The sequence below is a fragment of the Pseudomonas sp. AP19 genome (genome assembly GCF_001728855.1).
Classification (GTDB): Bacteria; Pseudomonadota; Gammaproteobacteria; order Pseudomonadales; family Pseudomonadaceae; genus Aquipseudomonas; species Aquipseudomonas fluorescens.
On sequence record NZ_LXJP01000059.1, the window covers coordinates 14,207 to 40,910 of the forward strand.

Here is a 26,704-nt window from a genome sequence, read left to right on the forward strand (position 1 = left end):
TCCCCCCTTAGAACACAGTGCAAAGAACTTCGCCGCCGACACCGGCAGCGCGCGCAGCACGATCCGTCATCACACCTTTGTTGGTGGAGACGATAGACACGCCCAGACCGCCACGAACTTTCGGCAGATCTTCAGCGGACTTGTACTGACGCAGGCCTGGACGGCTAACGCGCTTCACTTCTTCGATGACCGAACGGCCTTCGAAGTACTTCAGCTCGATGGACAGCAGTGGCTTGGTTTCGCTGCTGATCTGATAACCCGCAATGTAGCCTTCGTCTTTCAGGACTTTGGCAACAGCTACCTTCAACTTGGAAGATGGCATGCTTACGACGGACTTTTCAGCCATCTGGGCATTACGGATACGAGTTAGCATGTCCGCTAACGGGTCCTGCATACTCATGGGCTAGACGCTCCTAATACAAAAAAATTAGCCTTGCGGCTACATATGTCGCCGAGAATCTCCGGGCATAAAAAACACGGGCTCAGGCGAGCCGCGTATTTTAGACATACTCCGGAAATGAAACAAGCCCCAAAAGGGGCTTGATCCAGATTCAAGGTCACCGGCGGTCAGTATCTTGCGATTCTGCCCACCTGGACGTTGAAGTACTTACCAGCTGGCTTTAACCAGACCTGGTACGTCACCACGCATTGCCGCTTCACGCAGTTTGTTACGGCCGAGGCCGAACTTGCGGTAAACGCCGTGTGGACGACCGGTCAGGCGGCAGCGGTTACGCATGCGCGAAGCGCTTGCGTCACGTGGCTGCTTCTGCAGAGCAACTGTCGCTTCCCAACGTGCTTCTGGACTTGCGTTCAGATCAACGATGATTGCTTTCAGTGCTGCACGCTTCTTGGCGTACTTGGCAACCGTGAGCTGACGCTTCAGCTCGCGGTTTTTCATGCTCATCTTGGCCATGGTCCTACTCCAATCAGTTGCGGAACGGGAATTTGAAAGCACGCAACAGGGCGCGACCTTCATCATCGTTCTTGGCAGTGGTGGTCAGGGTGATGTCCAGACCGCGGAGAGCATCGATCTTGTCGTAGTCGATTTCCGGGAAGATGATCTGCTCTTTCACGCCCATGCTGTAGTTACCACGACCATCGAAGGACTTGGCATTCAGGCCGCGGAAGTCGCGAACCCGAGGCAGGGAGATCGACAGCAGACGATCCAGGAATTCATACATACGCTCACGGCGCAGAGTCACTTTGACGCCGATCGGCCAACCTTCACGGACTTTAAAGCCAGCGATGGATTTCCGAGCGTAAGTCACAACGACTTTTTGACCGGTGATCTTTTCCAGGTCAGCAACAGCGTGCTCGATGACTTTTTTGTCACCGACTGCTTCGCCCAGACCCATGTTCAGGGTGATTTTGGTAACGCGTGGAACTTCCATCACGTTCGAAAGCTTAAGTTCTTCCTTAAGCTTCGGTGCGATTTCTTTCCAGTAAATCTCTTTTAGTCGTGCCATGGTCTTCTACCTAGCAGTGTTCAAGCATCAACCGCTTTTTGGGTCGACTTGAAGACACGAATTTTCTTGCCGTCTTCTACTTTGAAACCAACGCGGTCAGCCTTGTTGGTTTCGCCGTTGAAAATGGCGACGTTAGAAGCGTCCAGTGGAGCTTCTTTTTCGACGATACCGCCTTGTACGCCCGACATCGGGTTAGGCTTGGTATGACGCTTAACCAGGTTCAGACCACCGATAACCAGACGGTTATTAGCGAGAACCTTAAGCACCTTACCGCGCTTACCTTTGTCTTTGCCGGCGATCACGATGATCTCGTCGTCACGACGAATCTTTTGCATGTCGGATCTCCTTACAGCACTTCTGGGGCGAGCGAGACGATCTTCATGAACTTCTCAGTACGAAGTTCACGGGTCACTGGCCCAAAGATACGGGTGCCGATCGGCTCTTGCTTGTTGTTCAGAAGAACAGCAGCGTTGCCATCAAAGCGGATAATGGAGCCATCAGCACGACGTACGCCGTGACGAGTGCGGACTACAACAGCAGTCATCACTTGGCCTTTTTTCACTTTACCGCGAGGAATTGCTTCCTTCACGGTAACTTTGATGATGTCACCGATACCAGCGTAACGACGATGGGAGCCACCCAGCACCTTGATGCACATAACACGGCGAGCGCCGCTGTTATCGGCCACATCGAGCATGGATTGAGTCTGAATCATATAATTTCTCCGACCCCTAGTCCTTAGACTTCCACAGCGCGTTCGAGAACATCAACCAGTGCCCAAGACTTGGTCTTGGCCAGCGGACGAGTTTCACGAATAGTGACTTTGTCGCCGATGTGGCACTGATTGGTTTCGTCGTGCGCGTGCAGCTTAGTCGAACGCTTAACATATTTACCGTAGATCGGGTGCTTAACGCGACGCTCGATCAGTACGGTGATGGTTTTGTCCATCTTGTCGCTGACAACACGGCCAGTCAGCGTACGGACAGTCTTTTCGGCTTCAGCCATGATCACTTACCTGCCTGCTGGTTGAGCACAGTCTTCACGCGAGCGATGTCACGCTTAACTTGCGAGAGCAGATGAGACTGCCCCAACTGGCCAGTTGCTTTCTGCATACGCAGATTGAACTGGTCGCGCAGCAGGCCGAGCAGTTGCTCGTTCAGCTGCTGTGCGGATTTTTCACGAAGTTCATTCGCTTTCATCACATCACCGTCCGTTTAACAAAGGCGGTGGCGAGCGGCAGCTTTGCAGCAGCCAGGGCAAAAGCCTCACGCGCCAGCTCTTCAGTTACACCCTCGATTTCATACAGGACTTTGCCTGGCTGAATCTGGGCTACCCAGTATTCCACGTTACCCTTACCTTTACCCATCCGAACCTCGAGAGGTTTTTTGGAGATCGGCTTGTCCGGGAATACACGGATCCAGATCTTGCCGCCACGTTTTACGTGACGGGTCAGAGCACGACGCGCTGACTCGATCTGACGAGCGGTGAGACGACCACGAGCTACAGACTTCAGCGCGAACTCGCCGAAGCTGACTTTGCTACCGCGCTGAGCCAGACCACGGTTGTGGCCTGTCATCTGCTTGCGGAACTTCGTACGCTTTGGTTGCAACATTTGGCGTACCCCTTACTTAGCAGCTTTTTTACGAGGCGCTGGTGCTTGTGGTTTCAGTTCTTCTTGGCGACCACCAATTACTTCGCCTTTGAAGATCCAAACCTTTACACCGATCACACCGTAAGTGGTGTGAGCTTCGTAGTTGGCATAGTCGATGTCGGCACGCAGGGTGTGCAGTGGCACACGACCTTCGCGATACCATTCAGTACGTGCGATTTCAGCACCGCCGAGACGACCGCTCACTTGGATTTTGATGCCTTTGGCACCAATGCGCATGGCGTTCTGTACGGCGCGCTTCATAGCGCGACGGAACATTACGCGACGCTCCAGCTGCTGAGCTACGCTCTGCGCAACCAGCATACCGTCGAGCTCCGGCTTACGGATCTCTTCGATATTGATGTGCACAGGCACACCCATTTGCTTGGTCAGGTCCTGACGCAGTTTCTCAACATCTTCACCTTTCTTCCCGATAACGATACCTGGACGAGCGGTGTGGATGGTGATACGTGCAGTTTGCGCCGGACGATGGATATCGATACGGCTTACGGACGCGCTTTTTAGTTTGTCTTGGAGATACTCACGCACCTTCAGATCAGCGAACAAATAGTCCGCATAAGTCCGACCGTCTGCGTACCAGACGGAGGTGTGCTCCTTGACGATTCCCAGGCGAATGCCAATGGGATGTACTTTCTGACCCATCTCTTCGACTCCGTTACTTGTCAGCAACCTTGACAGTGATATGGCAAGACCGCTTGACGATGCGATCAGCACGGCCTTTGGCACGTGGCATGATGCGCTTCAGCGAACGCCCTTCGTTGACGAAAACGGTGCTGACCTTCAGGTCATCAACGTCTGCGCCTTCGTTATGCTCGGCGTTGGCTACGGCCGACTCCAGCACTTTCTTCATGATCTCGGCGGCTTTCTTACTGCTGAAAGCCAACAGGTTGAGCGCTTCGCCCACCTTCTTCCCGCGGATCTGGTCGGCGACCAAGCGGGCTTTCTGGGCGGAGATTCGAGCGCCCGACAACTTAGCGGCTACTTCCATTTCCTAACCCCTTAACGCTTGGCTTTCTTGTCTGCCACGTGCCCACGATATGTGCGGGTACCGGCAAACTCGCCCAGTTTGTGGCCGACCATGTCTTCGTTAACGAGAACTGGGACGTGTTGACGACCGTTGTGTACTGCGATGGTCAAACCGACCATTTGTGGCAGGATCATAGAACGGCGCGACCAGGTCTTAACTGGTTTGCGATCGTTCTTTTCCGCCGCCACTTCGATCTTCTTCAGTAGGTGAAGATCAATAAAAGGACCTTTTTTCAGAGAACGTGGCACTGTCGTATCCCTCTATTTACTTGCGACGACGGACGATCATTTTGTCGGTACGCTTATTACCACGAGTCTTCGCGCCCTTAGTCGGGAAGCCCCATGGCGATACCGGATGACGACCACCAGAGGTACGACCTTCACCACCACCGTGTGGGTGGTCAACCGGGTTCATGGCAACACCACGAACGGTTGGGCGAACGCCACGCCAGCGTTTGGCACCAGCTTTACCCAGCGAACGCAGGCTGTGCTCGGAGTTCGAGACTTCACCCAGGGTCGCGCGGCATTCAGCCAGCACTTTACGCATCTCACCAGAACGCAGACGCAGGGTCACGTAGACACCTTCACGAGCGATCAGCTGAGCCGAAGCACCAGCGGAACGAGCGATTTGCGCGCCTTTACCTGGCTTCAATTCGATGCCGTGTACGGTGCTACCAACTGGAATGTTACGCAGTTGCAGAGCGTTGCCCGGCTTGATCGGTGCCAGAGCACCTGCGATCAGCTGGTCACCAGCACTCACGCCTTTAGGGGCGATGATGTAGCGACGCTCGCCATCTGCGTACAGCAGCAGAGCGATGTGAGCAGTACGGTTTGGATCGTATTCGATACGCTCGACAGTGGCAGCGATGCCATCTTTGTCGTTGCGACGGAAGTCGACCAGACGATAATGCTGCTTATGGCCACCACCGATGTGACGAGTGGTAATACGACCATTGTTGTTACGACCACCAGTCTTCGATTTCTTCTCGAGCAGCGGTGCGTGAGGAGCGCCTTTATGCAGCTCCTGGTTGACCACCTTGACCACAAAACGGCGGCCAGGGGAAGTCGGTTTGCATTTAACGATTGCCATGATGCACCCCTTCCTTACTCAGCACTGCTGCTGAAATCGAGATCTTGGCCTGGCTGAAGGGAGATAACTGCCTTCTTCCAGTCATTACGCTTGCCCAGACCGCGAGCAGTGCGCTTGCTCTTACCCAGAACATTCAGGGTAGTAACACGCTCAACTTTCACGCTGAACAGGCTTTCGACGGCCTTCTTGATTTCCAGCTTGGTTGCGTCAGTTGCAACCTTGAAAACGAACTGGCCTTTCTTGTCAGCCAGAACCGTAGCCTTTTCGGAGACGTGCGGGCCAAGCAGAACTTTAAATACGCGTTCCTGGTTCATCCCAGCAGCTCCTCGAATTTCTTCACGGCCGACACGGTGATCAACACCTTGTCGTATGCGATCAGACTAACTGGATCGGAACCTTGCACGTCACGTACATCAACGTGTGGCAGGTTGCGAGCAGCCAGGTACAGGTTCTGATCAACAGCTTCAGACACGATCAAAACATCGGTCAGGCTCATGTTGTTCAGTTTGCCCAGCAGATCTTTGGTTTTTGGACTTTCAACAGCGAAGTCCTGAACCACTACCAGGCGATCAGTACGCACGAGTTCAGCAAGGATGGAGCGCAGTGCTGCGCGATACATCTTCTTGTTGAGCTTCTGAGTGTGATCCTGTGGACGAGCTGCGAAAGTGGTACCGCCGCCACGCCAGATTGGGCTACGGATAGTACCGGCACGAGCACGGCCAGTACCTTTCTGACGCCAAGGGCGCTTACCGCCACCACGTACGTCGGAACGGGTCTTTTGCTGCTTGCTACCTTGACGGCCGCCGGCCATGTAGGCCACGACTGCTTGGTGAACCAGCGTCTCGTTGAACTCGCCGCCAAACGTCAGTTCGGAAACTTCGATCGCTTGAGCGTCATTTACATTTAATTGCATGTCAGCTTCCCCTTAACCGCGAGCCTTGGCCGCTGGACGTACAACCAGGTTGCCGCCAGTAGCGCCAGGAACAGCACCCTTGACCAACAACAGATTGCGTTCAGCGTCGACGCGCACTACTTCGAGGGACTGCACGGTCACGCGCTCAGCGCCCATATGACCGGACATTTTTTTGCCCTTGAATACACGACCAGGAGTCTGGCACTGGCCAATAGAGCCCGGGACGCGGTGGGAAACGGAGTTACCGTGAGTGTTGTCTTGGCCACGGAAATTCCAACGCTTGATCGTACCCTGGAAGCCTTTACCTTTGGACTGACCGGTTACATCAACCAGTTGACCAGCAGCGAAGATTTCAGCGTTGATCAGATCGCCAGCCTGGTAGTCGCCATCTTCAAGACGGAACTCCATAACAGTGCGACCAGCTGCAACGTTTGCTTTAGCGAAGTGACCTGCTTGAGCAGCAGTCACGCGCGAAGCACGACGCTCGCCGACAGTGACTTGCACTGCACGATAGCCATCGGTCTCTTCAGTTTTGAACTGGGTGACGCGATTCGGTTCGATCTCAATGACCGTGACCGGAATGGAGACACCTTCTTCGGTGAAAATACGGGTCATACCGCATTTACGACCGACTACACCAATAGTCATGTTGTAAACCTCATGAGTGTACGGGGCTTTCACCCGCTATGGCCGCCCATTTCAGAGCGTTACACGACTAAGACCCAAGTCTTAGCCGAGGCTGATCTGTACTTCCACACCGGCCGCCAGATCAAGCTTCATAAGTGCATCAACGGTTTTATCCGTTGGCTGGACGATGTCCAGTACGCGCTTATGAGTACGGATCTCGTACTGGTCACGCGCGTCTTTGTTGACGTGCGGGGAGACCAGAACGGTGAACCGCTCTTTACGGGTAGGCAGTGGAATTGGACCACGCACTTGTGCACCAGTACGTTTCGCGGTTTCCACGATTTCCTGGGTGGATTGGTCGATCAGGCGATGGTCAAAAGCCTTCAACCTGATACGGATTTGCTGATTTTGCATTGGATTTCAGACTCCGGCTGCTATTCCCAGCGAGCGCAATACGCCCGTTAAAAGGAGGCGCAATTCTATAGACGGCCCAGATAGGTGTCAACCCAATAAAAAAGGCCCCCGCTGAGCGGGGGCCTTTTCAAAACATCAAGGCAATCTCAAAAGAGATAATTACTCGATGATTTTAGCTACAACGCCAGCACCAACGGTACGGCCGCCTTCGCGAATAGCGAAACGCAGACCGTCTTCCATTGCGATGGTTTTGATCAGGGTAACAACCATTTTGATGTTGTCGCCTGGCATAACCATTTCAACGCCTTCCGGCAGCTCGCAGTTACCAGTCACGTCAGTAGTACGGAAGTAGAACTGTGGACGGTAGCCTTTGAAGAACGGAGTGTGACGACCGCCTTCTTCTTTGCTCAGTACGTAGACTTCAGCTTCGAACTTGGTGTGCGGCTTAACCGAACCTGGCTTAACCAGAACCTGGCCACGCTCAACGTCGTCACGCTTGGTACCACGCAGCAGAACGCCGCAGTTCTCGCCAGCACGACCTTCGTCGAGCAGCTTACGGAACATTTCAACACCGGTGCAGGTGGTGACGGTAGTGTCACGCAGACCAACGATTTCCAGTGGATCTTGAACCTTAACGATACCGCGCTCGATACGACCAGTCACAACAGTACCGCGACCGGAGATCGAGAACACGTCTTCGATTGGCATCAGGAACGGCTTGTCGATAACACGAACTGGATCTGGGATGTAGCTGTCCAGAGTTTCAACCAGTTTACGAACGGACGTGGTGCCCATTTCGTTGTCGTCTTTGCCTTCCAGAGCCATACGAGCAGAACCGATGATGATCGGAGTGTCGTCGCCTGGGAAGTCGTAAGTGCTCAGCAGATCGCGCACTTCCATCTCAACCAGTTCCAGCAGCTCAGCGTCGTCTACCAGGTCAGCCTTGTTCAGGTAAACCACGATGTACGGAACGCCAACCTGACGGGACAGCAGGATGTGTTCACGGGTTTGTGGCATCGGACCATCAGCGGCCGAGCAAACCAGGATTGCGCCGTCCATCTGGGCAGCACCGGTGATCATGTTCTTCACATAGTCAGCGTGACCTGGGCAGTCAACGTGAGCGTAGTGACGGATCAGCGAGTTGTATTCAACGTGCGCGGTGTTGATGGTGATACCACGAGCTTTTTCTTCTGGTGCGCTGTCGATTTTATCGAAATCAACGATTGCCGAACCGAATACTTCGGAGCAAACGCGAGTCAGAGCAGCAGTCAGAGTGGTTTTACCGTGGTCAACGTGACCGATGGTGCCAACGTTGACGTGCGGTAGGGAACGATCAAATTTTTCTTTAGCCACGACAATTAACTCCTTGCCTAAAGGACTGAATCAGCCTTGTTTTTTGGATACAGTTTCAGCGATGTGCGCCGGAGCTGTGTTGTATTTTTTGAATTCCATAGAGTAGCTTGCGCGACCCTGAGACATGGAGCGAACGTCGGTCGCATAACCGAACATCTCACCCAACGGAACCTCGGCGCGAATCACTTTGCCGGAAACCGTGTCTTCCATGCCCAAGATCATGCCGCGACGACGGTTAAGGTCGCCCATGACATCACCCATATAGTCTTCAGGTGTAACAACTTCTACCGCCATGATTGGCTCAAGCAACTCACCACCGCCCTTTTGGGCCAGTTGCTTGGTTGCCATGGAAGCAGCCACCTTAAACGCCATCTCGTTGGAGTCGACGTCGTGGTAAGAACCGTCAAAAACGGTTGCTTTCAGGCCGATCAGCGGATAGCCGGCAACAACACCGTTCTTCATCTGCTCTTCGATACCCTTCTGGATAGCAGGGATGTATTCCTTAGGAACAACACCACCCACTACTTCGTTCACGAATTGCAGACCTTCCTGACCTTCGTCAGCAGGAGCAAAACGGATCCAGCAGTGACCGAACTGACCACGACCGCCGGACTGACGAACGAACTTGCCTTCGATTTCACAGTTCTTCGTGATGCGCTCACGATAGGAAACCTGAGGCTTACCGATGTTGGCTTCGACGTTGAACTCACGGCGCATCCGGTCAACCAGGATGTCCAGGTGCAGCTCGCCCATGCCAGAGATGATCGTTTGACCAGTCTCTTCATCAGTCTTAACGCGGAAAGATGGATCTTCCTGAGCAAGTTTGCCCAGAGCGATACCCATTTTTTCCTGGTCATCCTTGGTCTTAGGCTCTACGGCAACCGAAATAACCGGCTCCGGGAAGTCCATGCGAACCAGGATGATTGGCTTAGCAGCGTCGCACAAAGTCTCACCAGTGGTGACGTCCTTCATGCCGATCAGGGCCGCGATGTCACCAGCGCGTACTTCCTTGATCTCTTCACGGGCGTTTGCGTGCATTTGCACCATACGACCCACGCGCTCTTTCTTACCTTTAACCGAGTTGATCACGCCGTCGCCGGATGCCAACACGCCCGAGTAAACGCGGACGAAAGTCAAGGTACCCACGAATGGGTCGGTAGCGATCTTGAACGCCAGGGCCGAGAACGGCTCGCTGTCGTCTGCATGACGCTCCATTTCCTCTTCCTCGTTATCAGGGTTGGTACCCTTGATAGCAGGAATGTCGGTTGGAGCAGGCAGGTAGTCGATCACAGCATCGAGAACCAGGGGAACACCCTTGTTCTTGAACGAGGAACCGCAAACAGCCAAGACGATCTCACCAGCGATAGTACGCTGACGCAGAGCGGCCTTGATTTCCACGTTGGTGAGTTCTTCACCTTCGAGGTACTTGTTCATCAGCTCTTCGCTGGCTTCGGCAGCAGCCTCAACCATGTTGTTGCGCCATTCGTCAGCCAGCTCCTGCAGTTCAGCAGGGATAGGCTTACGAACAGGAACCATACCTTTGTCGGAATCATTCCAGTAGACCGCTTCCATGTTGATCAGATCGATCTGACCCTGGAAGTTGTCTTCGGAACCGATTGCCAATTGGATTGGCACCGGAGTGTGACCCAGACGCTGCTTGATCTGACCGATCACGCGCAGGAAGTTGGCACCAGCACGGTCCATCTTGTTTACGTAAACAAGACGTGGAACGCCGTATTTGTTGGCTTGACGCCATACGGTTTCCGACTGAGGCTCAACACCCGAAGTACCGCAGAACACAACGACAGCGCCGTCGAGTACGCGCAGGGAACGTTCAACTTCAATGGTGAAGTCTACGTGGCCCGGGGTATCGATTACGTTGAAGCGATGCTCGTCTTTGTACTGCTTCTCGGAACCTTTCCAGAAGGCGGTAATAGCAGCAGAAGTAATGGTAATACCACGCTCCTGCTCCTGAACCATCCAGTCTGTGGTCGCGGCGCCATCATGCACCTCGCCCATTTTGTGACTTTTGCCGGTGTAAAACAGTACGCGCTCGGTGGTGGTGGTTTTACCAGCATCCACGTGAGCAACGATACCGATGTTACGGTAGCGGCTAATCGGAGTAGTACGAGCCATAAAGCCCTCGCAAAATTAGTGAAGCTAAGATTAGAAGCGGTAGTGCGAGAAAGCTTTGTTAGCTTCAGCCATACGGTGCACGTCTTCACGCTTCTTAACAGCAGCACCTTTACCTTCAGCAGCGTCCAACAGTTCGCCAGCCAAACGCAGAGCCATAGACTTCTCGCCACGCTTACGGGCGAAGTCTACCAACCAGCGCATTGCCAGGGCGTTACGACGGGACGGACGAACTTCAACCGGAACCTGGTAAGTAGCACCGCCTACACGGCGCGACTTCACTTCGACCAGCGGAGCGATGGCGTCGAGAGCTTTCTCGAAGATTTCCAGGGGGTCGCTGTTCTTGCGTTCTTTAACCTTTTCCAGCGCGCCATAAACGATACGCTCGGCAACGGCTTTCTTGCCGCTTTCCATCACGTGGTTCATGAACTTGGCCAGAATTTGGCTTCCGTATTTTGGATCGTCAAGCACTTCGCGCTTGGCTGCTACGCGTCTTCTTGGCATGGATAAGCCCTCAAACGGTCTTCAGGTTCGCTCGGAATCAGTGCCCTTTCGGGACGCCTCCGACCTTACTCTTATCGACTCAGAAAATAAGATGATTCAGTTTTACAAAAAGCCGCTACTACTTAGGCTTCTTGGTACCGTACTTCGAACGACCCTGGTTACGACCTTTAACGCCGGAAGTATCCAAGGAGCCGCGTACGGTGTGGTAACGAACACCTGGCAAGTCTTTTACACGACCGCCGCGGATCAGTACCACGCTGTGCTCTTGCAGGTTGTGGCCTTCACCGCCGATGTACGAGGAAACCTCGAAACCGTTGGTCAGACGCACACGGCATACTTTACGCAGTGCCGAGTTAGGTTTTTTCGGCGTAGTGGTATACACGCGAGTGCATACGCCACGACGTTGCGGGCAGTTCTGCAGCGCAGGCACGTCGGATTTCTCGACGATACGCTTACGCGGCTGACGTACCAGCTGGTTGATAGTTGCCATCTACTAGCTCCACTGTTGTCTTGCGACGCTATTGTCTTGCAAGAAAAGCAAAATGGCAGGAACGAATTCCCGCCAAATTTAGGGGTACAAGAGTCTAAAGAGGATCTTGCCCCCAGTCAAGGCAAGGCCCCGACCTCCCCTCTCATCGAACCGGGGCAAATTTGCCTCGATCCGACGAATGGGGGCTGCCAGGGCCCAGACTTATTTATCGCAGAACTCAGTTACCGCTTGAGTTCAGCGCTTCGGTCAGTGCAGCTTCCACTTCACTGGCGCTTACGCGCAGCGGCTTGTCAGCATCACGGCGGCGCTTGCGCTCGCTGTGGTAAGCCAAACCGGTACCAGCCGGGATCAGACGACCCACGACCACGTTTTCTTTCAGGCCGCGCAGGTAATCGCGCTTGCCGGTTACCGCTGCTTCGGTCAGTACGCGAGTGGTCTCCTGGAAGGAGGCCGCCGAGATGAACGACTCAGTGGACAACGACGCCTTGGTGATACCCAGCAACACACGAGTGAACTTGGAGACAAATTTGTCATCCGCGCTCAGACGTTCGTTTTCTACCAGTACGTGAGTCAGTTCCATCTGGTCGCCCTTGATGAAACTGGAATCGCCGGATTCAGCGATTTCAACTTTACGCAGCATCTGACGCAGGATGGTCTCGATGTGCTTATCGTTGATCTTCACGCCTTGCAGACGGTAAACGTCCTGGATCTCGTTAACGATGTACTTGGCCAGCGCACTCACACCCAGCAGACGCAGGATGTCGTGTGGATCGCTCGGACCGTCAGAGATAACTTCGCCGCGATTTACCTGTTCGCCTTCGAAGACGTTCAGGTGGCGCCACTTCGGAATCAGCTCTTCGTACGGATCGCTACCGTCGTTCGGGGTAATGACCAGACGGCGCTTGCCTTTGGTTTCTTTACCGAACGCGATGGTGCCGCTGACTTCAGCCAGAATCGACGCTTCTTTCGGACGACGAGCTTCGAACAAGTCGGCAACACGCGGCAGACCACCGGTGATGTCGCGGGTCTTCGAAGTTTCTTGCGGGATACGAGCGATAACATCACCGATCGCGATCTTCGCACCATCCGCTACACCGACCAGGGCGTTGGCTGGCAGGAAGTACTGAGCGATTACGTCAGTGCCTGGCAGCAACAAGTCCTTGCCGTTGTCATCGACCATCTTAACGGCAGGACGGATGTCTTTACCGGCAGCTGGACGATCTTTCGCGTCGAGTACTTCAATGTTGGTCATACCGGTCAATTCGTCAGTCTGACGCTTGATCGTGATGCCTTCTTCCATGCCCACGTAGGTCACGGTACCTTTCATTTCAGTAACGATTGGGTGAGTGTGCGGATCCCACTTGGCCACGATTGCGCCAGCGTCGACCTTGTCACCCTCTTTAACCGAAATCACAGCACCGTACGGCAGCTTGTAACGCTCACGCTCACGACCGTAGTCGTCAGCGATTGCCAGCTCACCGGAACGGGACACAGCAACCAGGCAACCATCCACTCGCTCAACGTGCTTCAGGTTGTGCAGACGGACGGTACCGCCATTCTTCACCTGAACGCTGTCAGCTGCGGAGGTCCGGCTTGCCGCACCACCAATGTGGAACGTACGCATGGTCAGCTGGGTACCCGGCTCACCGATGGACTGGGCAGCGATAACGCCAACCGCTTCACCGATGTTCACCTGGTGACCACGAGCCAAGTCACGGCCGTAGCACTTGGCGCAAATGCCATAGCGGGTTTCGCAGCTGATCGGCGAGCGAACAATCACTTCGTCGATGCTGTTGAGTTCGATGAACTCGACCCACTTCTCGTCTACCAGCGTGCCGGCAGGAACGATAATTTCCTCAGTGCCTGGTTTGAATACGTCGCGGGCGATTACTCGACCCAGTACGCGCTCACCCAGTGGCTCTACAACGTCGCCGCCTTCGATGTGCGGAGTCATCAGCAGACCGTGTTCGGTGCCGCAGTCGACTTCAGTCACAACCAAGTCTTGCGCAACGTCTACCAGACGACGAGTCAGGTAACCGGAGTTAGCGGTTTTCAACGCGGTATCCGCAAGACCCTTACGAGCACCGTGAGTGGAGATGAAGTACTGAAGTACGCTCAAACCTTCACGGAAGTTCGCAGTAATCGGCGTTTCGATGATGGAACCGTCCGGCTTGGCCATCAGGCCACGCATACCGGCGAGCTGACGGATCTGCGCAGCAGAACCCCGTGCGCCCGAGTCGGCCATCATGTACATCGAGTTGAACGACTCTTGATCGACTTCTACGCCGTGACGGTCGATAACCTTCTCTTTCGAGAGGTTAGCCATCATCGCCTTCGATACTTCGTCGTTGGCCTTGGACCAAAGGTCGATCACTTTGTTGTACTTCTCGCCCTGGGTTACCAGGCCGGAGGCGTACTGGCTCTCGATTTCTTTCACTTCATCGGTAGCAGCACCGATGATCTGAGCTTTTTCATCCGGGATAACGAAGTCGTTAACACCGATGGAAACGCCAGAAATGGTCGAGTAAGCAAAACCGGTGTACATCAACTGGTCAGCGAAGATCACGGTCTCTTTCAAACCAACCACGCGGTAGCACTGGTTGATCAGCTTGGAGATCGCCTTTTTCTTCATCGGCAGGTTGACGACATCGTACGACAGACCTTTTGGCACAACTTGATACAGCAGCGCACGGCCGACAGTGGTGTCGACGATGCGGGTACCGGTCACGCTGCCGCCGTCACGGTCGTTGACGGTTTCGTTGATCCGCACTTTGACCTTGGCATGCAGTGCGGCTTCGCCGGCACGGAACACACGGTCAACTTCTTGCAGGTCAGCGAACACACGACCTTCGCCCTTGGCGTTGATCGCTTCACGAGTCATGTAGTACAGACCCAATACAACGTCCTGCGACGGAACGATGATTGGCTCACCGTTGGCTGGCGACAGAATGTTGTTGGTCGACATCATCAACGCACGCGCTTCCAACTGGGCTTCCAGTGTCAGCGGTACGTGCACGGCCATTTGGTCGCCGTCGAAGTCGGCGTTGTACGCAGCACAGACCAGAGGGTGCAGCTGGATAGCCTTACCTTCGATCAGTACCGGTTCAAACGCCTGGATGCCCAGACGGTGAAGGGTCGGTGCACGGTTGAGGAGAACCGGGTGTTCGCGAATCACTTCAGCGAGAACGTCCCAAACCTCTGGCAGTTCGCGCTCGACCATTTTCTTGGCCGCTTTGATGGTGGTCGCGAGACCGCGCATTTCCAGCTTGCCGAAGATGAACGGCTTGAACAGCTCAAGCGCCATTTTCTTAGGCAGACCGCACTGGTGCAGACGCAGGGTCGGGCCTACGGTAATTACCGAACGACCGGAGTAGTCAACACGCTTACCGAGCAAGTTCTGACGGAAACGACCTTGCTTACCCTTGATCATGTCAGCCAAGGATTTCAGAGGACGCTTGTTCGAACCGGTGATAGCGCGGCCACGACGACCGTTGTCGAGCAAGGCATCGACAGCTTCTTGCAACATACGCTTTTCGTTGCGCACGATGATGTCCGGAGCGGACAGATCGAGCAAACGCTTCAAGCGGTTGTTACGGTTGATCACGCGACGGTACAGGTCGTTGAGGTCGGAAGTCGCGAAGCGACCGCCATCCAACGGTACCAGCGGACGCAGATCTGGCGGCAGAACCGGCAGAACGGTCAGCACCATCCACTCTGGCAAGTTGCCGGAACCCTGGAAGGCCTCCATCAACTTCAGACGCTTGGACAGCTTCTTGATCTTGGTTTCGGAGTTGGTTTGCGGAATTTCTTCACGCAGACGGCCAATCTCGTGTTCCAGGTCGATAGCGTGCAGCAGTTCACGGACAGCTTCGGCACCCATGCGGGCATCGAAATCGTCGCCGAACTCTTCCAGCGCTTCGAAGTACTGCTCGTCGTTCAGCAGCTGACCTTTCTCAAGGGTGGTCATGCCTGGATCGATAACGACATAGCTCTCGAAGTAGAGAACGCGTTCGATATCACGCAGGGTCATGTCCATCAGCAAGCCGATACGGGACGGCAGCGATTTCAGGAACCAGATGTGGGCAACCGGCGAAGCCAGTTCGATGTGCGCCATGCGCTCACGACGAACTTTAGCCAGTGCAACTTCAACGCCGCACTTCTCGCAGATCACACCGCGGTGCTTCAAGCGCTTGTACTTACCGCACAGGCACTCGTAATCCTTAACAGGGCCAAAGATCTTGGCGCAGAACAGGCCGTCACGCTCAGGTTTGAACGTACGGTAGTTGATGGTTTCCGGCTTTTTAACTTCACCGAACGACCACGAACGGATCATCTCAGGCGATGCCAGTCCAATACGGATGGCGTCGAACTCTTCGACTTGACCCTGGTTTTTCAGCAAATTCAGTAGGTCTTTCAAGGCCTTTCCTCCTGGCGGAGCAGAGAGCGGGCTAAACAGCCCCGCTCTCGATTCGCGTCACGTGTTATTCGGTTTCCAGATCGATATCGATGCCGAGGGAACGAATTTCTTTGATCAACACGTTGAAGGACTCGGGCATGCCCGGCTCCATACGGTGATCGCCGTCCACGATGTTTTTGTACATCTTGGTCCGACCGTTCACATCGTCCGACTTCACTGTGAGCATTTCTTGCAGAGTGTAAGCAGCACCGTATGCTTCCAGTGCCCAGACCTCCATCTCCCCGAAACGCTGACCACCGAACTGAGCCTTACCACCCAGCGGCTGCTGGGTAACCAGGCTGTACGAACCGGTAGAACGAGCGTGCATCTTGTCGTCTACCAAGTGGTTCAGCTTCAGCATGTACATGTAGCCAACAGTAACCGGGCGCTCAAACTTGTTGCCGGTACGGCCGTCGAACAGCTGCATCTGGCCGCTTTCCGGCAGGTCTGCCAGTTTCAGCATGGCCTTGATTTCGCTTTCCTTGGCACCGTCGAATACCGGGGTAGCCATTGGAACGCCGCCGCGCAGGTTCTTCGCCAGATCCAGGATTTCCTGGTCGGAGAAAGTGTCCAGCTCTTCGTTGCGACCGCCGATCTCGTTGTAGATCTCGTGCAGGAACTTACGCAGGTCTGCGACCTTGCGCTGCTCTTCGATCATACGGTTGATCTTCTCGCCCAGACCTTTGGCCGCGAGGCCCAGGTGGGTTTCAAGGATCTGACCAACGTTCATACGCGAAGGTACGCCCAACGGGTTGAGGACGACGTCGACCGGGGTGCCATTAGCATCGTGCGGCATGTCTTCAACCGGCATGATCACAGAGACCACACCCTTGTTACCGTGACGACCGGCCATCTTGTCGCCCGGCTGAATGCGGCGACGGATTGCCAGGTAAACCTTGACGATTTTCAGCACGCCTGGAGCCAGGTCATCGCCCTGCTGCAGTTTGCGCTTCTTGTCTTCGAACTTGTCGTCCAGCAGACGGCGGCGATCAACGATATAGGCCTGGGCCTTCTCGAGCTGCTCGTTCAGAGCGTCTTCAGCCATGCGCAGTTTGAACCACTGGCCGTGCTCAAGACCGTCGAGGATTTCGTCGGTGATGTCCTGACCTTTCTTCAGACCTGCGCCGCCTTCAGCCTTGTGGCCTACCAGAGCGGAACGCAGACGTTCGAAGGTCGCGCCTTCAACGATACGGAACTCTTCGTTCAGGTCCTTGCGGATCTCGTCGAGTTGAGTCTTCTCGATGGACAGTGCACGAGCATCACGCTCAACGCCGTCACGGGTGAAGACCTGTACGTCGATGACAGTACCCTTGGTACCGGTAGGTACGCGCAGGGAAGTGTCTTTAACGTCGCTGGCTTTCTCACCGAAGATGGCACGCAACAGCTTCTCTTCCGGAGTCAGTTGGGTCTCGCCTTTCGGAGTGACCTTACCAACCAGGATGTCGCCTGCGCCAACTTCAGCACCTACGTAAACGATACCGGCTTCGTCCAGTTTGTTCAGTGCAGCTTCACCCACGTTCGGGATGTCTGCAGTGATTTCCTCTGGCCCAAGCTTGGTGTCACGCGCCACACAGGTCAGTTCCTGAATGTGGATCGTGGTGAAGCGGTCTTCTTGAACAACACGCTCGGACAGGCAGATGGAGTCTTCGAAGTTGAAGCCGTTCCATGCCATGAACGCGATGCGCATGTTCTGACCCAGTGCCAGCTCACCCATATCGGTGGACGGGCCGTCGGCCATGATGTCGCTACGCTGAACGCGATCACCCTTGCTCACCAGCGGGCGCTGGTTGATGCAGGTGTTCTGGTTCGAGCGGGTGTATTTGGTCAGGTTGTAGATGTCGACACCGGCTTCGCCAGTCTCAACTTCGTCATCGGCAACACGAACCACGATACGGCTGGCATCAACAGAGTCGATCACGCCGCCACGACGAGCCACGACGCAAACGCCGGAGTCACGGGCTACGTTACGCTCCATGCCGGTACCTACCAGCGGCTTGTCGGCACGCAGGGTGGGTACAGCTTGACGCTGCATGTTGGAACCCATCAACGCACGGTTGGCGTCATCGTGCTCCAGGAACGGGATCAGCGACGCTGCAACCGAAACTACCTGCTTCGGCGAAACGTCCATCAAGGTGACGTCTTCCGGCGCCTTAACGGTGAACTCGTTCAAGTGACGAACAGCTACCAGCTCGTCGATCAGGACTTTCTTGTCGTTCATCGTGGCCGAAGCCTGAGCGATCACGTGATCGGCTTCTTCGATGGCGGACAGGAACACGATCTCGTCGGTGACCAGTGCATCTTTCACTACACGGTACGGGCTCTCGAGGAAGCCGTACTGGTTAGTGCGTGCATAAGCGGCCAGGGAGTTGATCAGACCGATGTTCGGACCTTCCGGCGTTTCGATCGGGCAAACACGACCGTAGTGCGTTGGGTGTACGTCACGAACTTCAAAGCCTGCACGCTCACGGGTCAGACCGCCCGGGCCCAGTGCGGAAACACGGCGCTTGTGGGTGATCTCGGAGAGCGGGTTGTTCTGGTCCATGAACTGCGAGAGCTGGCTGGAACCGAAGAACTCTTTCACCGCCGCAGCCACTGGCTTGGCGTTGATCAGATCTTGCGGCATCAGGCCTTCGCTTTCAGCCATCGACAGACGCTCTTTGACCGCACGCTCAACACGTACCAGGCCAACGCGGAACTGGTTCTCGGCCATTTCGCCTACGCAGCGAACACGACGGTTACCCAAGTGGTCGATGTCATCGACGATGCCTTTACCGTTACGGATGTCGACCAAGGTCTTCAGTACCGCGACGATGTCTTCCTTGCACAGCACGCCCGAACCTTCGATCTCGGTACGACCGATACGACGGTTGAACTTCATCCGGCCGACCGCAGACAGGTCATAGCGCTCAGGGCTGAAGAACAGGTTGTTGAACAGGGTCTCGGCAGCGTCTTTGGTCGGTGGCTCACCAGGACGCATCATGCGATAGATCTCAACCAGCGCTTCCAATTGGTTGCTGGTGGAGTCGATCTTCAGCGTGTCGGAGATGAACGGACCGCAGTCGATGTCGTTGGTGTACAGGGTCTCGATGCGAACAACCTGGGCCTTGGCGATTTTTGCCAGGATCTCGGTGTTCAGCTCGGTGTTGCACTCAGCCAGGATTTCGCCTGTAGCCGGGTGAACGATGACCTTGGCAGTGGTGCGACCCAGGACGTAGTCCAGCGGCACGTCCAGCGACTTGATACCGGCTTTTTCGATCTGGTTGATGTGGCGCGCGGTAATACGGCGGCCAGCTTCAACGATGACCTTGCCGTTTTCATCCTGGATATCCAGGACGGCAATTTCACCACGCAGACGCGAAGCAATCAGTTCCAGGCTGAGGGTTTCATCCTTCAGGCTGAATACGTTGGTGGTGTAGAAAGCATCAAGCACTTGCTCAGTGGTATAGCCGAGCGCGCGCAGCAGTACCGAGGCCGGCAGCTTACGACGACGGTCGATACGCACGAACACGCAGTCTTTCGGGTCGAACTCGAAGTCCAACCACGAGCCGCGGTACGGAATGATCCGCGCGGAGTACAGGAGCTTACCGGAGCTGTGCGTCTTGCCGCGGTCGTGGTCGAAGAACACGCCCGGGGAACGGTGCAGCTGGGAAACGATAACGCGCTCGGTACCGTTGATAACGAAGGTACCGTTTTCAGTCATCAATGGGATTTCGCCCATGTAGACTTCTTGCTCTTTGATGTCCTTGATCGCTTTGTTCGACGATTCTTTGTCGAAAATGATCAGACGGACTTTTACCCGCAAAGGTACGGCGTACGTAACACCGCGCAACACGCATTCTTTGACATCAAATGCCGGTTCGCCCAGGCGATAACCCACGTACTCCAGCGCAGCATTGCCGGAGTAGCTGATGATCGGGAAAACGGATTTGAAGGCCGCATGCAGGCCCACGTCGCGGAACTGATCTTTAGTCGCTCCCGCTTGCAAGAATTCACGATACGAATCCAGCTGGATAGCCAGAAGGTACGGGACATCCATGACGTCCGGCAACTTGCTAAAGTCCTTGCGGATACGTTTTTTCTCAGTATATGAGTAAGCCATCAGCGTTCCCCAGCTTGGTCACCTGCTTGTTTGGCCCCTCCCGACGGGAGCAGCCAGAAAATCTCGCAAACCCCATGGTTTGCACCACCGCATCGGGTGGCTACAGCGCGTTAATGGCGGCGACCGAGTCGACAGCCAAGAACGGAAAAAGGCCGGTGGCATGAGCCACCAGCCATCAGCCTTCAGCTTAACGCTTGGGCTGGAGACGCAAGGTCGATGCTTACTTCAGCTCGACTTTAGCGCCTGCTTCTTCCAGCACTGCTTTGGCTTTGTCAGCTGCGTCTTTCGACACTGCTTCCAGAACCTGGGCAGGAGCGCCGTCAACTACAGCCTTGGCTTCTTTCAGGCCCAGACCGGTCAGTTCACGAACTGCCTTGATCACGTTTACTTTCTTCTCGCCAGCTTCCAGCAGCATGACGTTGAATTCGGTTTGCTCTTCAGCAGCAACAGCAGCAACAGCTGGGCCAGCGGAAGCAGCAGCAGCGGAAACGCCGAATTTTTCTTCGAAAGCTTTGATCAGCTCAACAACCTGCAGAACCGACATTTCAGCTACGGCGTTGAGGATATCTTCTTGGGAGATAGACATTACTGTATTTCCTGAATTGGGGGACGGCCTACGCGGCCATCGAAATAAACAAAAATACGCGAAAGGAGATGCTCAGCCTTAGGCTGCGGCAGCTTCTTTTTGCTCGCGAACTGCAGCCAGAGTACGAGCCAACTTGCTGGTAGCGCCTTGAATCACGCTCATCAGCTGAGAAATAGCTTCGTTACGGGTCGGCAGTGTTGCCAGTACGTCGATTTGGTTAGCTGCGAGGAACTTGCCCTCGAACGCAGCTGCCTTGATCTCGAACTTATCCTGACTCTTGGCGAATTCTTTGAACAAACGGGCAGCAGCGCCTGGATGTTCTTTGGAGAACGCGATCAGAGTCGGGCCGGTGAACACGTCGTTGAGGACACTGTATTCAGTGTCAGCAACAGCGCGCTTGAGCAGGGTGTTACGTACTACACGTACGTATACGCCAGCTTCACGAGCCTCTTTACGGAGTCCGGTCATAGCGCCTACTGTCACACCACGGGCATCAGCCACGACAGCGGACAGAGCAGCTTTGGCAGCCTCGTTGACTTCAGCGACGATGGCCTTCTTGTCTTCGAGATTAATTGCCACGGGTTTAACTCCTGCTTGTTACCGTTTCATCTGGCCGAAGCCGGATGTCGTTTTGGTGTCTGATTCGGTAAGGAACCGGGAGCACCATCTGCGTAGGCTTGTGGTTTAAGACTTGCGCCGCCTACGGTCTTGGATAGCCCCCGCCAGGCAGGGACCCCAATTTTTTCAATTGTCGCGATCTCTCGCGACAACTTGTGTCTTATACGTCCAGCGAGCCTTGGTCGATGACCAGACCTGGGCCCATAGTGGTGCTCAGGGTAACGCGCTTGACGTAGATACCTTTCGAGGAAGCTGGCTTGATACGCTTCAGATCAGCGATCAGGGCTTCAACGTTTTCCTTCAGCTTGACGGCGTCGAAGCCGACTTTGCCAACGGAAGTGTGAATGATGCCGTTTTTGTCGGTGCGATAACGAACCTGACCAGCCTTGGCGTTTTTAACCGCGGTAGCTACGTCTGGCGTTACGGTGCCGACTTTAGGGTTAGGCATCAGACCACGTGGACCGAGGATCTGACCCAACTGACCTACAACGCGCATTGCATCCGGGGAAGCAATAACTACGTCATAGTTCAGGTCGCCGCCTTTCATTTCGGCAGCCAGGTCGTCCATACCAACGCGGTCGGCGCCGGCGGCCAGAGCAGCTTCAGCTGCTGGGCCTTGGGTGAAGACAGCAACACGTACAGTCTTGCCAGTACCGTGTGGCAGCACAGTAGCGCTACGAACGACCTGGTCGGATTTACGTGGGTCAACACCCAGGTTTACAGCAACGTCAACGGACTCGCTGAACTTGACAGTCGACAGCTCGGTCAGCAGGGCAGCAGCGTCTACAAAGTTGTAGGCCTTGCCTGCTTCGATTTTGCCAGCGATAGCCTTTTGGCGCTTGGTCAGCTTAGCCATTACACACCCTCCACGTTAAGGCCCATGCTACGAGCAGAACCGGCGATGGTACGCACGGCTGCATCCATATCAGCTGCAGTCAGATCCGCGTTTTTGGTTTTCGCGATTTCTTCCAGCTGAGCACGAGTTACGGTGCCAACCTTAACGGTGTTAGGACGAGCGGAACCGCTAGTCAGACCTGCAGCCTTCTTCAGCAAAACCGAAGCCGGGGTCGACTTGGTTTCGAAAGTGAAGCTACGGTCGCTGTATACAGTGATGATCACTGGAGTCGGCAGACCTGGCTCAAGACCCTGAGTACGGGCGTTGAAGGCCTTGCAGAATTCCATGATGTTCACGCCGTGCTGACCCAGAGCCGGGCCGACAGGTGGACTTGGGTTGGCCTGAGCGGCCTTCACTTGCAGCTTGATGTAAGCGGTAATCTTCTTGGCCATGAGGCACTCCAATTACGGGTTCAAACGCCTCGAAAGGCTCCCCGGTTACTTGCGCGTTTATCCCAGTGACGACAAAACCCCACAGCCTAAGGCTGCGGGGTTGGGATGCTTGCTCAGCTAGACCTTCTCGACCTGGCTGAACTCCAACTCTACCGGAGTAGAGCGACCGAAAATGAGCACTGCCACTTGGATCCGGCTCTTTTCGTAGTTAACTTCTTCGACGGTACCGTTGAAATCAGCAAACGGACCATCTGTGACACGAACAACCTCACCTGGCTCGAACAACGTCTTCGGCTTAGGCTTGTCGCTACCATCAGCAACACGACGCAGAATTGCTTCCGCCTCTTTGTCAGTGATAGGAGCAGGCTTATCGGCAATACCGCCAATGAAGCCCATGACACGAGGGGTATCCTTGACTAAGTGCCAAGTACCTTCATTCATGTCCATCTGAACCAGCACGTAGCCAGGGAAGAACTTGCGTTCGCTCTTGCGCTTCTGACCATTCCGCATTTCAACCACTTCTTCAGTGGGAACCAGAATTTCGCCGAAGCCATCTTCCATGCCTGCCAGCTTTACGCGCTCCAGCAAAGAGCGCATAACATGCTTCTCGTAACCCGAGTAAGCATGCACAACGTACCAACGCTTAGCCACGGGACACCCTTAGCCAACAATCAAGGAAACAAGCCAGCCGAGCAGGGAATCAAGCCCCCACAACAGCAACGCCATAACCAGAACAACAGCCACAACGATCAACGTGGTCTGCGTGGTTTCTTGGCGAGTCGGCCAAACGACTTTACGGATTTCGGTGCGAGCTTCCTTTACCAGGACCGCGAAAGACTTGCCTTTGGCAGTCTGCAGGCCTACAAAGGCAGCTACAGCAGCAAGGGCCAGCAAAGCGAGGACACGGTACAGGATCGGCGAAGCAGAATAATACTGATTGCCGACAACGCCTACGACCACCAACGCGACTACGGCGAGCCACTTGACGAGATCGAAACGAGAGCTTTGAGCTTCAGCCTTAGGAGTCATCTATGAAGATCCTGTGAAAAGAAAGCCAGATACACCACGTGAATCTGGCAGGTCAGGAGGGAATCGAACCCCCAACCTACGGTTTTGGAGACCGTCGCTCTGCCAATTGAGCTACTGACCTAAAACAAAATCAGGCCGACCATTATGCAGGCCTGAAAAAGACATTACAACAACCAACCCCAACAGACTTGAAATCACCTGGCGACAAAACCAGATACAACACCATCAAGCCGAGGCAGCTGTTAAAACAAAGGCAGATATTTTCATATCTGCCTTGTTATATGGAGCTCTTGAGCGGATTTGAACCGCTGACCTCACCCTTACCAAGGGTGTGCTCTACCAACTGAGCTACAAGAGCAAAACACCGTGCACAACCTGCAAACTTGGAGCGGGTAGCGGGAATCGAACCCGCATCATCAGCTTGGAAGGCTGAGGTTCTACCACTAAACTATACCCGCGGAGCTTGCAGCTCACGCTAAAAATGGTGGAGGGGGAAGGATTCGAACCTTCGAAGTCGTAGACGTCAGATTTACAGTCTGATCCCTTTGGCCGCTCGGGAACCCCTCCTAAGCGAGCCGGCATTCTACATCACGCCGGCCTTCTGTCAAGCATTTTCTCATTAAAAATATGAGGTTAGCTGCGTTGACCTTCGCTTCACGCTGTAGACCGTAAAGGTCTTCACTGCGAAGCGGGCGCCATTCTATGCAAACTATTCGACAGTTGCAACGCCTTCGCACAACATTATTTTATGTTTTAACTCATTGAATTCCTTAGCAAGGTTTTCAAACGGCAGATCGTCAGCCAAGCGCCTGCTTTCCGGGGCTACGCGAAGCCAATAGCCGGAGGCCTCAGCCGTATTGAGCAACTGCACCTTGACCTTTATATCCAGGCTGGTGAGGCGCTGCTCCATTGACTGGGCCTGCCTCTGATCAGCAAAGCCACCTATGTATAAGCAGGTATTTTGTGCGTCAGGGGCTTTTGCTCGATCACGCCGAACCATAGGGTCAGAAGACTCACTCAACAGGCGAATATCCTGCTGAGACCCCTTATAGAGACTCAGGGGCGTTACATCCTTAGCGCGCAACGGCGCTTCTTGTTGATGCCAAATGTAATAGAAGGCATTGAGAACGAGCAAAAGCAAAAACAGCCAACGCATAAATACCTCAGGACAAGGGGCACGCCATCGCCAGACCAACAAAAACCAGATCAGGAACCAGGCGAGCCTGCGGCACAGCATCCGAGACCAGGTCAGCATCCCCTCCGGTTAGAAAAACCGTAAAATTATCGCCCCAATAGCTCTGAGCCAACTCGAGCTGGGTCAATACAAACCCCCTGAGCATCAGCGTACAACCCCGCTCAACGGCCTCCACAGTCGTCCGGCCCGGCGAGAGACGCTCCACAGCTTGCTCGGCCGCCACGTCGTCGTAGCGAATCTTACGCGTGTGGGTTCGCAGCTGACTGCGCATAAGGGGCATCCCAGGACATATGAAGCCGCCGAGGTGCTCGCCGTCAGCAGCAATAAAGTCTGCAGTCGCCGCCGTACCGAAATCGAGCACCAGACAAGCGCCTGCCGCTAATTTGAACCCCCCCAGCATTGCCAACCAACGATCAAGCCCGAGGCGCTCATACTCTTCGTAGCCATTACGAACACCCGCCATTTCTCGCGCTGGAGCCGCACAGGACACTACGACACCAAAAGCCCCCTGCAACGCCTCAACTAGCTGCCCAGTTTCCTGCGAAGCACGAACACTCACCAAACGGCAGCGCGTCAGAGAAAGCTCGGGTATTGCTACCAGACTCTCAATCAATGCGAGATCCGAACCGACAATACCTTCGGCAGATACCCGGGCCATGTGCGAATCAAGTACACGCCATTTGATAAAGCTATTCCCACAGTCGAGCTCAAGAATCATCACGCAACCTCAGGCTTAACTCACCACCGCTGTATATTTTCTCAACACCATCGACATCCAAGCGCAACGCGCCTTGGTGGTCGATCCCTAGCACAACCCCATCAATTTGGTTAACGCCCGCAATCAGCGATACGGCCCGCCCCTGCCACAAATGATTGTGCTCCCACTCCTCCTGGAGCGCAGTAAAGCCGAAAGCTGCATGTCGCTGCAGATGACTTTGCAATTGAAGCCCCAGGCGTGCAACCAGGTAATTGCGATCGACAGTAGATCCTGTTTCCAGCTGTACTGACGTCCACTCCTGATCGACCTCTGCAGCCTTTTGCATGTTTACGTTGATACCTATACCAAGCACAACGTGGCAAATATCTGCGGGATCTCCCACCAACTCCAGCAAGATACCGGCAATTTTCTTGTGCCCAACCAGGACGTCATTTGGCCACTTCAAGGCCGCCCCCTGGACACCTAGTTCGCGAAGGCACCGCATGACCGCCAAGCCGACAACAAGACTAAGCCCCTCTAACTGTCGCAAGCCCCCGTCAATGCGCAAGACAAGGCTGTAATAGACATTCTGAGCAAACGGGCTAACCCACTTACGGCCTCGCCTACCCCTTCCTGCGGTTTGCTGCTCAGCAAGTACCAGAAATGGCGCGGTACGGCCAGCGTCGACAAGACGCAAAGCTTCGGCATTGGTGGAGTCAATGGAATCCGAGATGTAAACGGGCCACACCAAAGAAGCAGCATTCGCTTCAATTTCTTTAGCGTTCAGAAAAACCAACGGCGACGCAAGCTGATACCCCCTGCCACGGACTTTATGAATGGGCAGGTTCAATTCAGACTCAAGATGCTGGAGCTGCTTCCAAACAGCACTGCGACTGACGCCCAGGGCAGCCCCCAGCGCCTCTCCAGAGTGGAATCGGCCATCTTTCAGAAGTTCTAACAACGTCAGCATGCAAGTATCGCCTCACAATGAGGCACGCATGATAGCCATGCATAAGGCCATTGCATAGAAAGGACGGGATTAAGCACTGTCA

The 26,704-nt window shown here is 54.7% G+C and carries 31 protein-coding genes and 4 tRNA genes; all 35 read right to left on the reverse strand.

The genetic code is table 11. The features are described 5' to 3' along the window. Positions 1-7: 7 nt before the first annotated feature. The 35 genes from rpsH to birA all read right to left on the reverse strand — a co-directional run bounded on the left by rpsH (position 8) and on the right by birA (position 26,622). The gene (gene rpsH, locus A7D21_RS28190) at positions 8-400 is read right to left on the reverse strand and encodes a 30S ribosomal protein S8 (protein WP_010566853.1); all 393 of its coding nucleotides are present in this window, start codon (positions 398-400) and stop codon (positions 8-10) included. Positions 401-607: 207 nt separating this feature from the next. After that, the gene (rpsN, locus tag A7D21_RS28195) at positions 608-913 is read right to left on the reverse strand and encodes a 30S ribosomal protein S14 (protein WP_003176414.1); all 306 of its coding nucleotides are present in this window, start codon (positions 911-913) and stop codon (positions 608-610) included. Positions 914-926: 13 nt separating this feature from the next. Then, complete coding sequence (gene rplE / locus A7D21_RS28200; RefSeq protein WP_003176415.1) at positions 927-1,466, reverse strand: 50S ribosomal protein L5; 540 nt, start codon at positions 1,464-1,466, stop codon at positions 927-929. Between the two features lie 20 nt (positions 1,467-1,486). Further along, positions 1,487-1,801 carry a 50S ribosomal protein L24 gene (gene rplX / locus A7D21_RS28205; RefSeq protein WP_003176416.1) on the reverse strand — a complete coding sequence of 105 codons (315 nt, stop codon included), beginning with the start codon at positions 1,799-1,801 and terminating at the stop codon, positions 1,487-1,489. 11 nt (positions 1,802-1,812) lie between these two features. After that, the gene (gene rplN, locus A7D21_RS28210) at positions 1,813-2,181 is read right to left on the reverse strand and encodes a 50S ribosomal protein L14 (RefSeq protein ID WP_002555479.1); all 369 of its coding nucleotides are present in this window, start codon (positions 2,179-2,181) and stop codon (positions 1,813-1,815) included. Between the two features lie 23 nt (positions 2,182-2,204). Next, on the reverse strand, positions 2,205-2,471 hold the full coding sequence (gene rpsQ / locus A7D21_RS28215; RefSeq protein WP_003176419.1) for a 30S ribosomal protein S17: 267 nt from the start codon (positions 2,469-2,471) through the stop codon (positions 2,205-2,207). A 2-nt stretch (positions 2,472-2,473) separates the two neighbouring features. Then, positions 2,474-2,665, reverse strand: coding sequence for a 50S ribosomal protein L29 (gene rpmC, locus A7D21_RS28220; protein WP_002555481.1), 192 nt, complete (start codon positions 2,663-2,665; stop codon positions 2,474-2,476). Then, complete coding sequence (gene rplP / locus A7D21_RS28225; protein ID WP_003232424.1) at positions 2,665-3,078, reverse strand: 50S ribosomal protein L16; 414 nt, start codon at positions 3,076-3,078, stop codon at positions 2,665-2,667. Before rplP ends, rpmC begins: the two co-directional genes overlap by 1 nt. Before the next feature lie 12 nt (positions 3,079-3,090). Further along, entirely contained in the window at positions 3,091-3,777 is a 687-nt protein-coding gene (gene rpsC / locus A7D21_RS28230; protein WP_003176422.1) for a 30S ribosomal protein S3, read from the reverse strand. Positions 3,778-3,790: 13 nt separating this feature from the next. Continuing rightward, a complete protein-coding gene (gene rplV / locus A7D21_RS28235; protein ID WP_003103908.1) occupies positions 3,791-4,123 on the reverse strand; it encodes a 50S ribosomal protein L22 in 333 nt (110 codons plus the stop codon). Between the two features lie 11 nt (positions 4,124-4,134). Next, positions 4,135-4,410 carry a 30S ribosomal protein S19 gene (gene rpsS / locus A7D21_RS28240; protein WP_002555486.1) on the reverse strand — a complete coding sequence of 92 codons (276 nt, stop codon included), beginning with the start codon at positions 4,408-4,410 and terminating at the stop codon, positions 4,135-4,137. A 16-nt stretch (positions 4,411-4,426) separates the two neighbouring features. Further along, a complete protein-coding gene (rplB, locus tag A7D21_RS28245) occupies positions 4,427-5,251 on the reverse strand; it encodes a 50S ribosomal protein L2 (RefSeq protein WP_003210080.1) in 825 nt (274 codons plus the stop codon). Positions 5,252-5,265: 14 nt separating this feature from the next. Next, entirely contained in the window at positions 5,266-5,565 is a 300-nt protein-coding gene (rplW, locus tag A7D21_RS28250; protein ID WP_002555488.1) for a 50S ribosomal protein L23, read from the reverse strand. After that, positions 5,562-6,164 (reverse strand): 50S ribosomal protein L4, encoded by a 603-nt coding sequence (rplD, locus tag A7D21_RS28255; protein WP_017135963.1) that lies wholly within the window; start codon positions 6,162-6,164, stop codon positions 5,562-5,564. Before rplD ends, rplW begins: the two co-directional genes overlap by 4 nt. 12 nt (positions 6,165-6,176) lie before the next feature. Beyond that, positions 6,177-6,812, reverse strand: a complete 636-nt coding sequence (gene rplC / locus A7D21_RS28260; protein ID WP_003194649.1) for a 50S ribosomal protein L3 — start codon at positions 6,810-6,812, stop codon at positions 6,177-6,179. An 81-nt stretch (positions 6,813-6,893) separates the two neighbouring features. Then, on the reverse strand, positions 6,894-7,205 hold the full coding sequence (gene rpsJ, locus A7D21_RS28265; protein ID WP_003186070.1) for a 30S ribosomal protein S10: 312 nt from the start codon (positions 7,203-7,205) through the stop codon (positions 6,894-6,896). A 159-nt stretch (positions 7,206-7,364) separates the two neighbouring features. Then, positions 7,365-8,558 (reverse strand): elongation factor Tu, encoded by a 1,194-nt coding sequence (gene tuf, locus A7D21_RS28270; protein ID WP_003176426.1) that lies wholly within the window; start codon positions 8,556-8,558, stop codon positions 7,365-7,367. 30 nt (positions 8,559-8,588) lie between these two features. Further along, the gene (gene fusA / locus A7D21_RS28275) at positions 8,589-10,694 is read right to left on the reverse strand and encodes an elongation factor G (RefSeq protein WP_010206921.1); all 2,106 of its coding nucleotides are present in this window, start codon (positions 10,692-10,694) and stop codon (positions 8,589-8,591) included. Between the two features lie 30 nt (positions 10,695-10,724). Further along, positions 10,725-11,195 carry a 30S ribosomal protein S7 gene (gene rpsG, locus A7D21_RS28280; protein WP_002555493.1) on the reverse strand — a complete coding sequence of 157 codons (471 nt, stop codon included), beginning with the start codon at positions 11,193-11,195 and terminating at the stop codon, positions 10,725-10,727. Positions 11,196-11,313: 118 nt separating this feature from the next. Next, on the reverse strand, positions 11,314-11,685 hold the full coding sequence (gene rpsL / locus A7D21_RS28285) for a 30S ribosomal protein S12 (RefSeq protein ID WP_002555494.1): 372 nt from the start codon (positions 11,683-11,685) through the stop codon (positions 11,314-11,316). A gap of 217 nt (positions 11,686-11,902) precedes the next feature. Continuing rightward, complete coding sequence (rpoC, locus tag A7D21_RS28290) at positions 11,903-16,102, reverse strand: DNA-directed RNA polymerase subunit beta' (protein ID WP_053258274.1); 4,200 nt, start codon at positions 16,100-16,102, stop codon at positions 11,903-11,905. A gap of 64 nt (positions 16,103-16,166) precedes the next feature. Then, entirely contained in the window at positions 16,167-20,240 is a 4,074-nt protein-coding gene (rpoB, locus tag A7D21_RS28295; protein WP_053258275.1) for a DNA-directed RNA polymerase subunit beta, read from the reverse strand. A 220-nt stretch (positions 20,241-20,460) separates the two neighbouring features. Beyond that, positions 20,461-20,826: a 50S ribosomal protein L7/L12 gene (rplL, locus tag A7D21_RS28300; RefSeq protein WP_010566858.1), complete on the reverse strand. Its 366-nt coding sequence runs from the start codon at positions 20,824-20,826 to the stop codon at positions 20,461-20,463. Positions 20,827-20,904: 78 nt separating this feature from the next. Further along, positions 20,905-21,405, reverse strand: coding sequence for a 50S ribosomal protein L10 (gene rplJ, locus A7D21_RS28305; protein ID WP_010174464.1), 501 nt, complete (start codon positions 21,403-21,405; stop codon positions 20,905-20,907). Between the two features lie 199 nt (positions 21,406-21,604). Next, positions 21,605-22,300 (reverse strand): 50S ribosomal protein L1, encoded by a 696-nt coding sequence (gene rplA / locus A7D21_RS28310; RefSeq protein ID WP_003232403.1) that lies wholly within the window; start codon positions 22,298-22,300, stop codon positions 21,605-21,607. Continuing rightward, the gene (rplK, locus tag A7D21_RS28315; protein WP_003176435.1) at positions 22,300-22,731 is read right to left on the reverse strand and encodes a 50S ribosomal protein L11; all 432 of its coding nucleotides are present in this window, start codon (positions 22,729-22,731) and stop codon (positions 22,300-22,302) included. Before rplK ends, rplA begins: the two co-directional genes overlap by 1 nt. 117 nt (positions 22,732-22,848) lie before the next feature. Beyond that, positions 22,849-23,382 (reverse strand): transcription termination/antitermination protein NusG, encoded by a 534-nt coding sequence (nusG, locus tag A7D21_RS28320; protein ID WP_069553226.1) that lies wholly within the window; start codon positions 23,380-23,382, stop codon positions 22,849-22,851. 9 nt (positions 23,383-23,391) lie between these two features. Further along, complete coding sequence (gene secE / locus A7D21_RS28325) at positions 23,392-23,760, reverse strand: preprotein translocase subunit SecE (RefSeq protein ID WP_003194658.1); 369 nt, start codon at positions 23,758-23,760, stop codon at positions 23,392-23,394. A 45-nt stretch (positions 23,761-23,805) separates the two neighbouring features. After that, positions 23,806-23,881 (reverse strand) — tRNA-Trp (locus A7D21_RS28330). A 161-nt stretch (positions 23,882-24,042) separates the two neighbouring features. Then, a tRNA-Thr gene (locus A7D21_RS28335) sits at positions 24,043-24,118 on the reverse strand. 26 nt (positions 24,119-24,144) lie between these two features. Beyond that, positions 24,145-24,218, reverse strand: a tRNA-Gly gene (locus tag A7D21_RS28340). Between the two features lie 24 nt (positions 24,219-24,242). Next, positions 24,243-24,327 (reverse strand) — tRNA-Tyr (locus A7D21_RS28345). 142 nt (positions 24,328-24,469) lie between these two features. After that, positions 24,470-24,916 (reverse strand): hypothetical protein, encoded by a 447-nt coding sequence (locus A7D21_RS28350; RefSeq protein WP_053258276.1) that lies wholly within the window; start codon positions 24,914-24,916, stop codon positions 24,470-24,472. 7 nt (positions 24,917-24,923) lie between these two features. Next, on the reverse strand, positions 24,924-25,673 hold the full coding sequence (locus A7D21_RS28355; protein ID WP_053258277.1) for a pantothenate kinase: 750 nt from the start codon (positions 25,671-25,673) through the stop codon (positions 24,924-24,926). Then, positions 25,663-26,622, reverse strand: coding sequence for a bifunctional biotin--[acetyl-CoA-carboxylase] ligase/biotin operon repressor BirA (gene birA, locus A7D21_RS28360; RefSeq protein ID WP_069553227.1), 960 nt, complete (start codon positions 26,620-26,622; stop codon positions 25,663-25,665). Before birA ends, A7D21_RS28355 begins: the two co-directional genes overlap by 11 nt. Between the last annotated feature and the right edge of the window lie 82 nt (positions 26,623-26,704).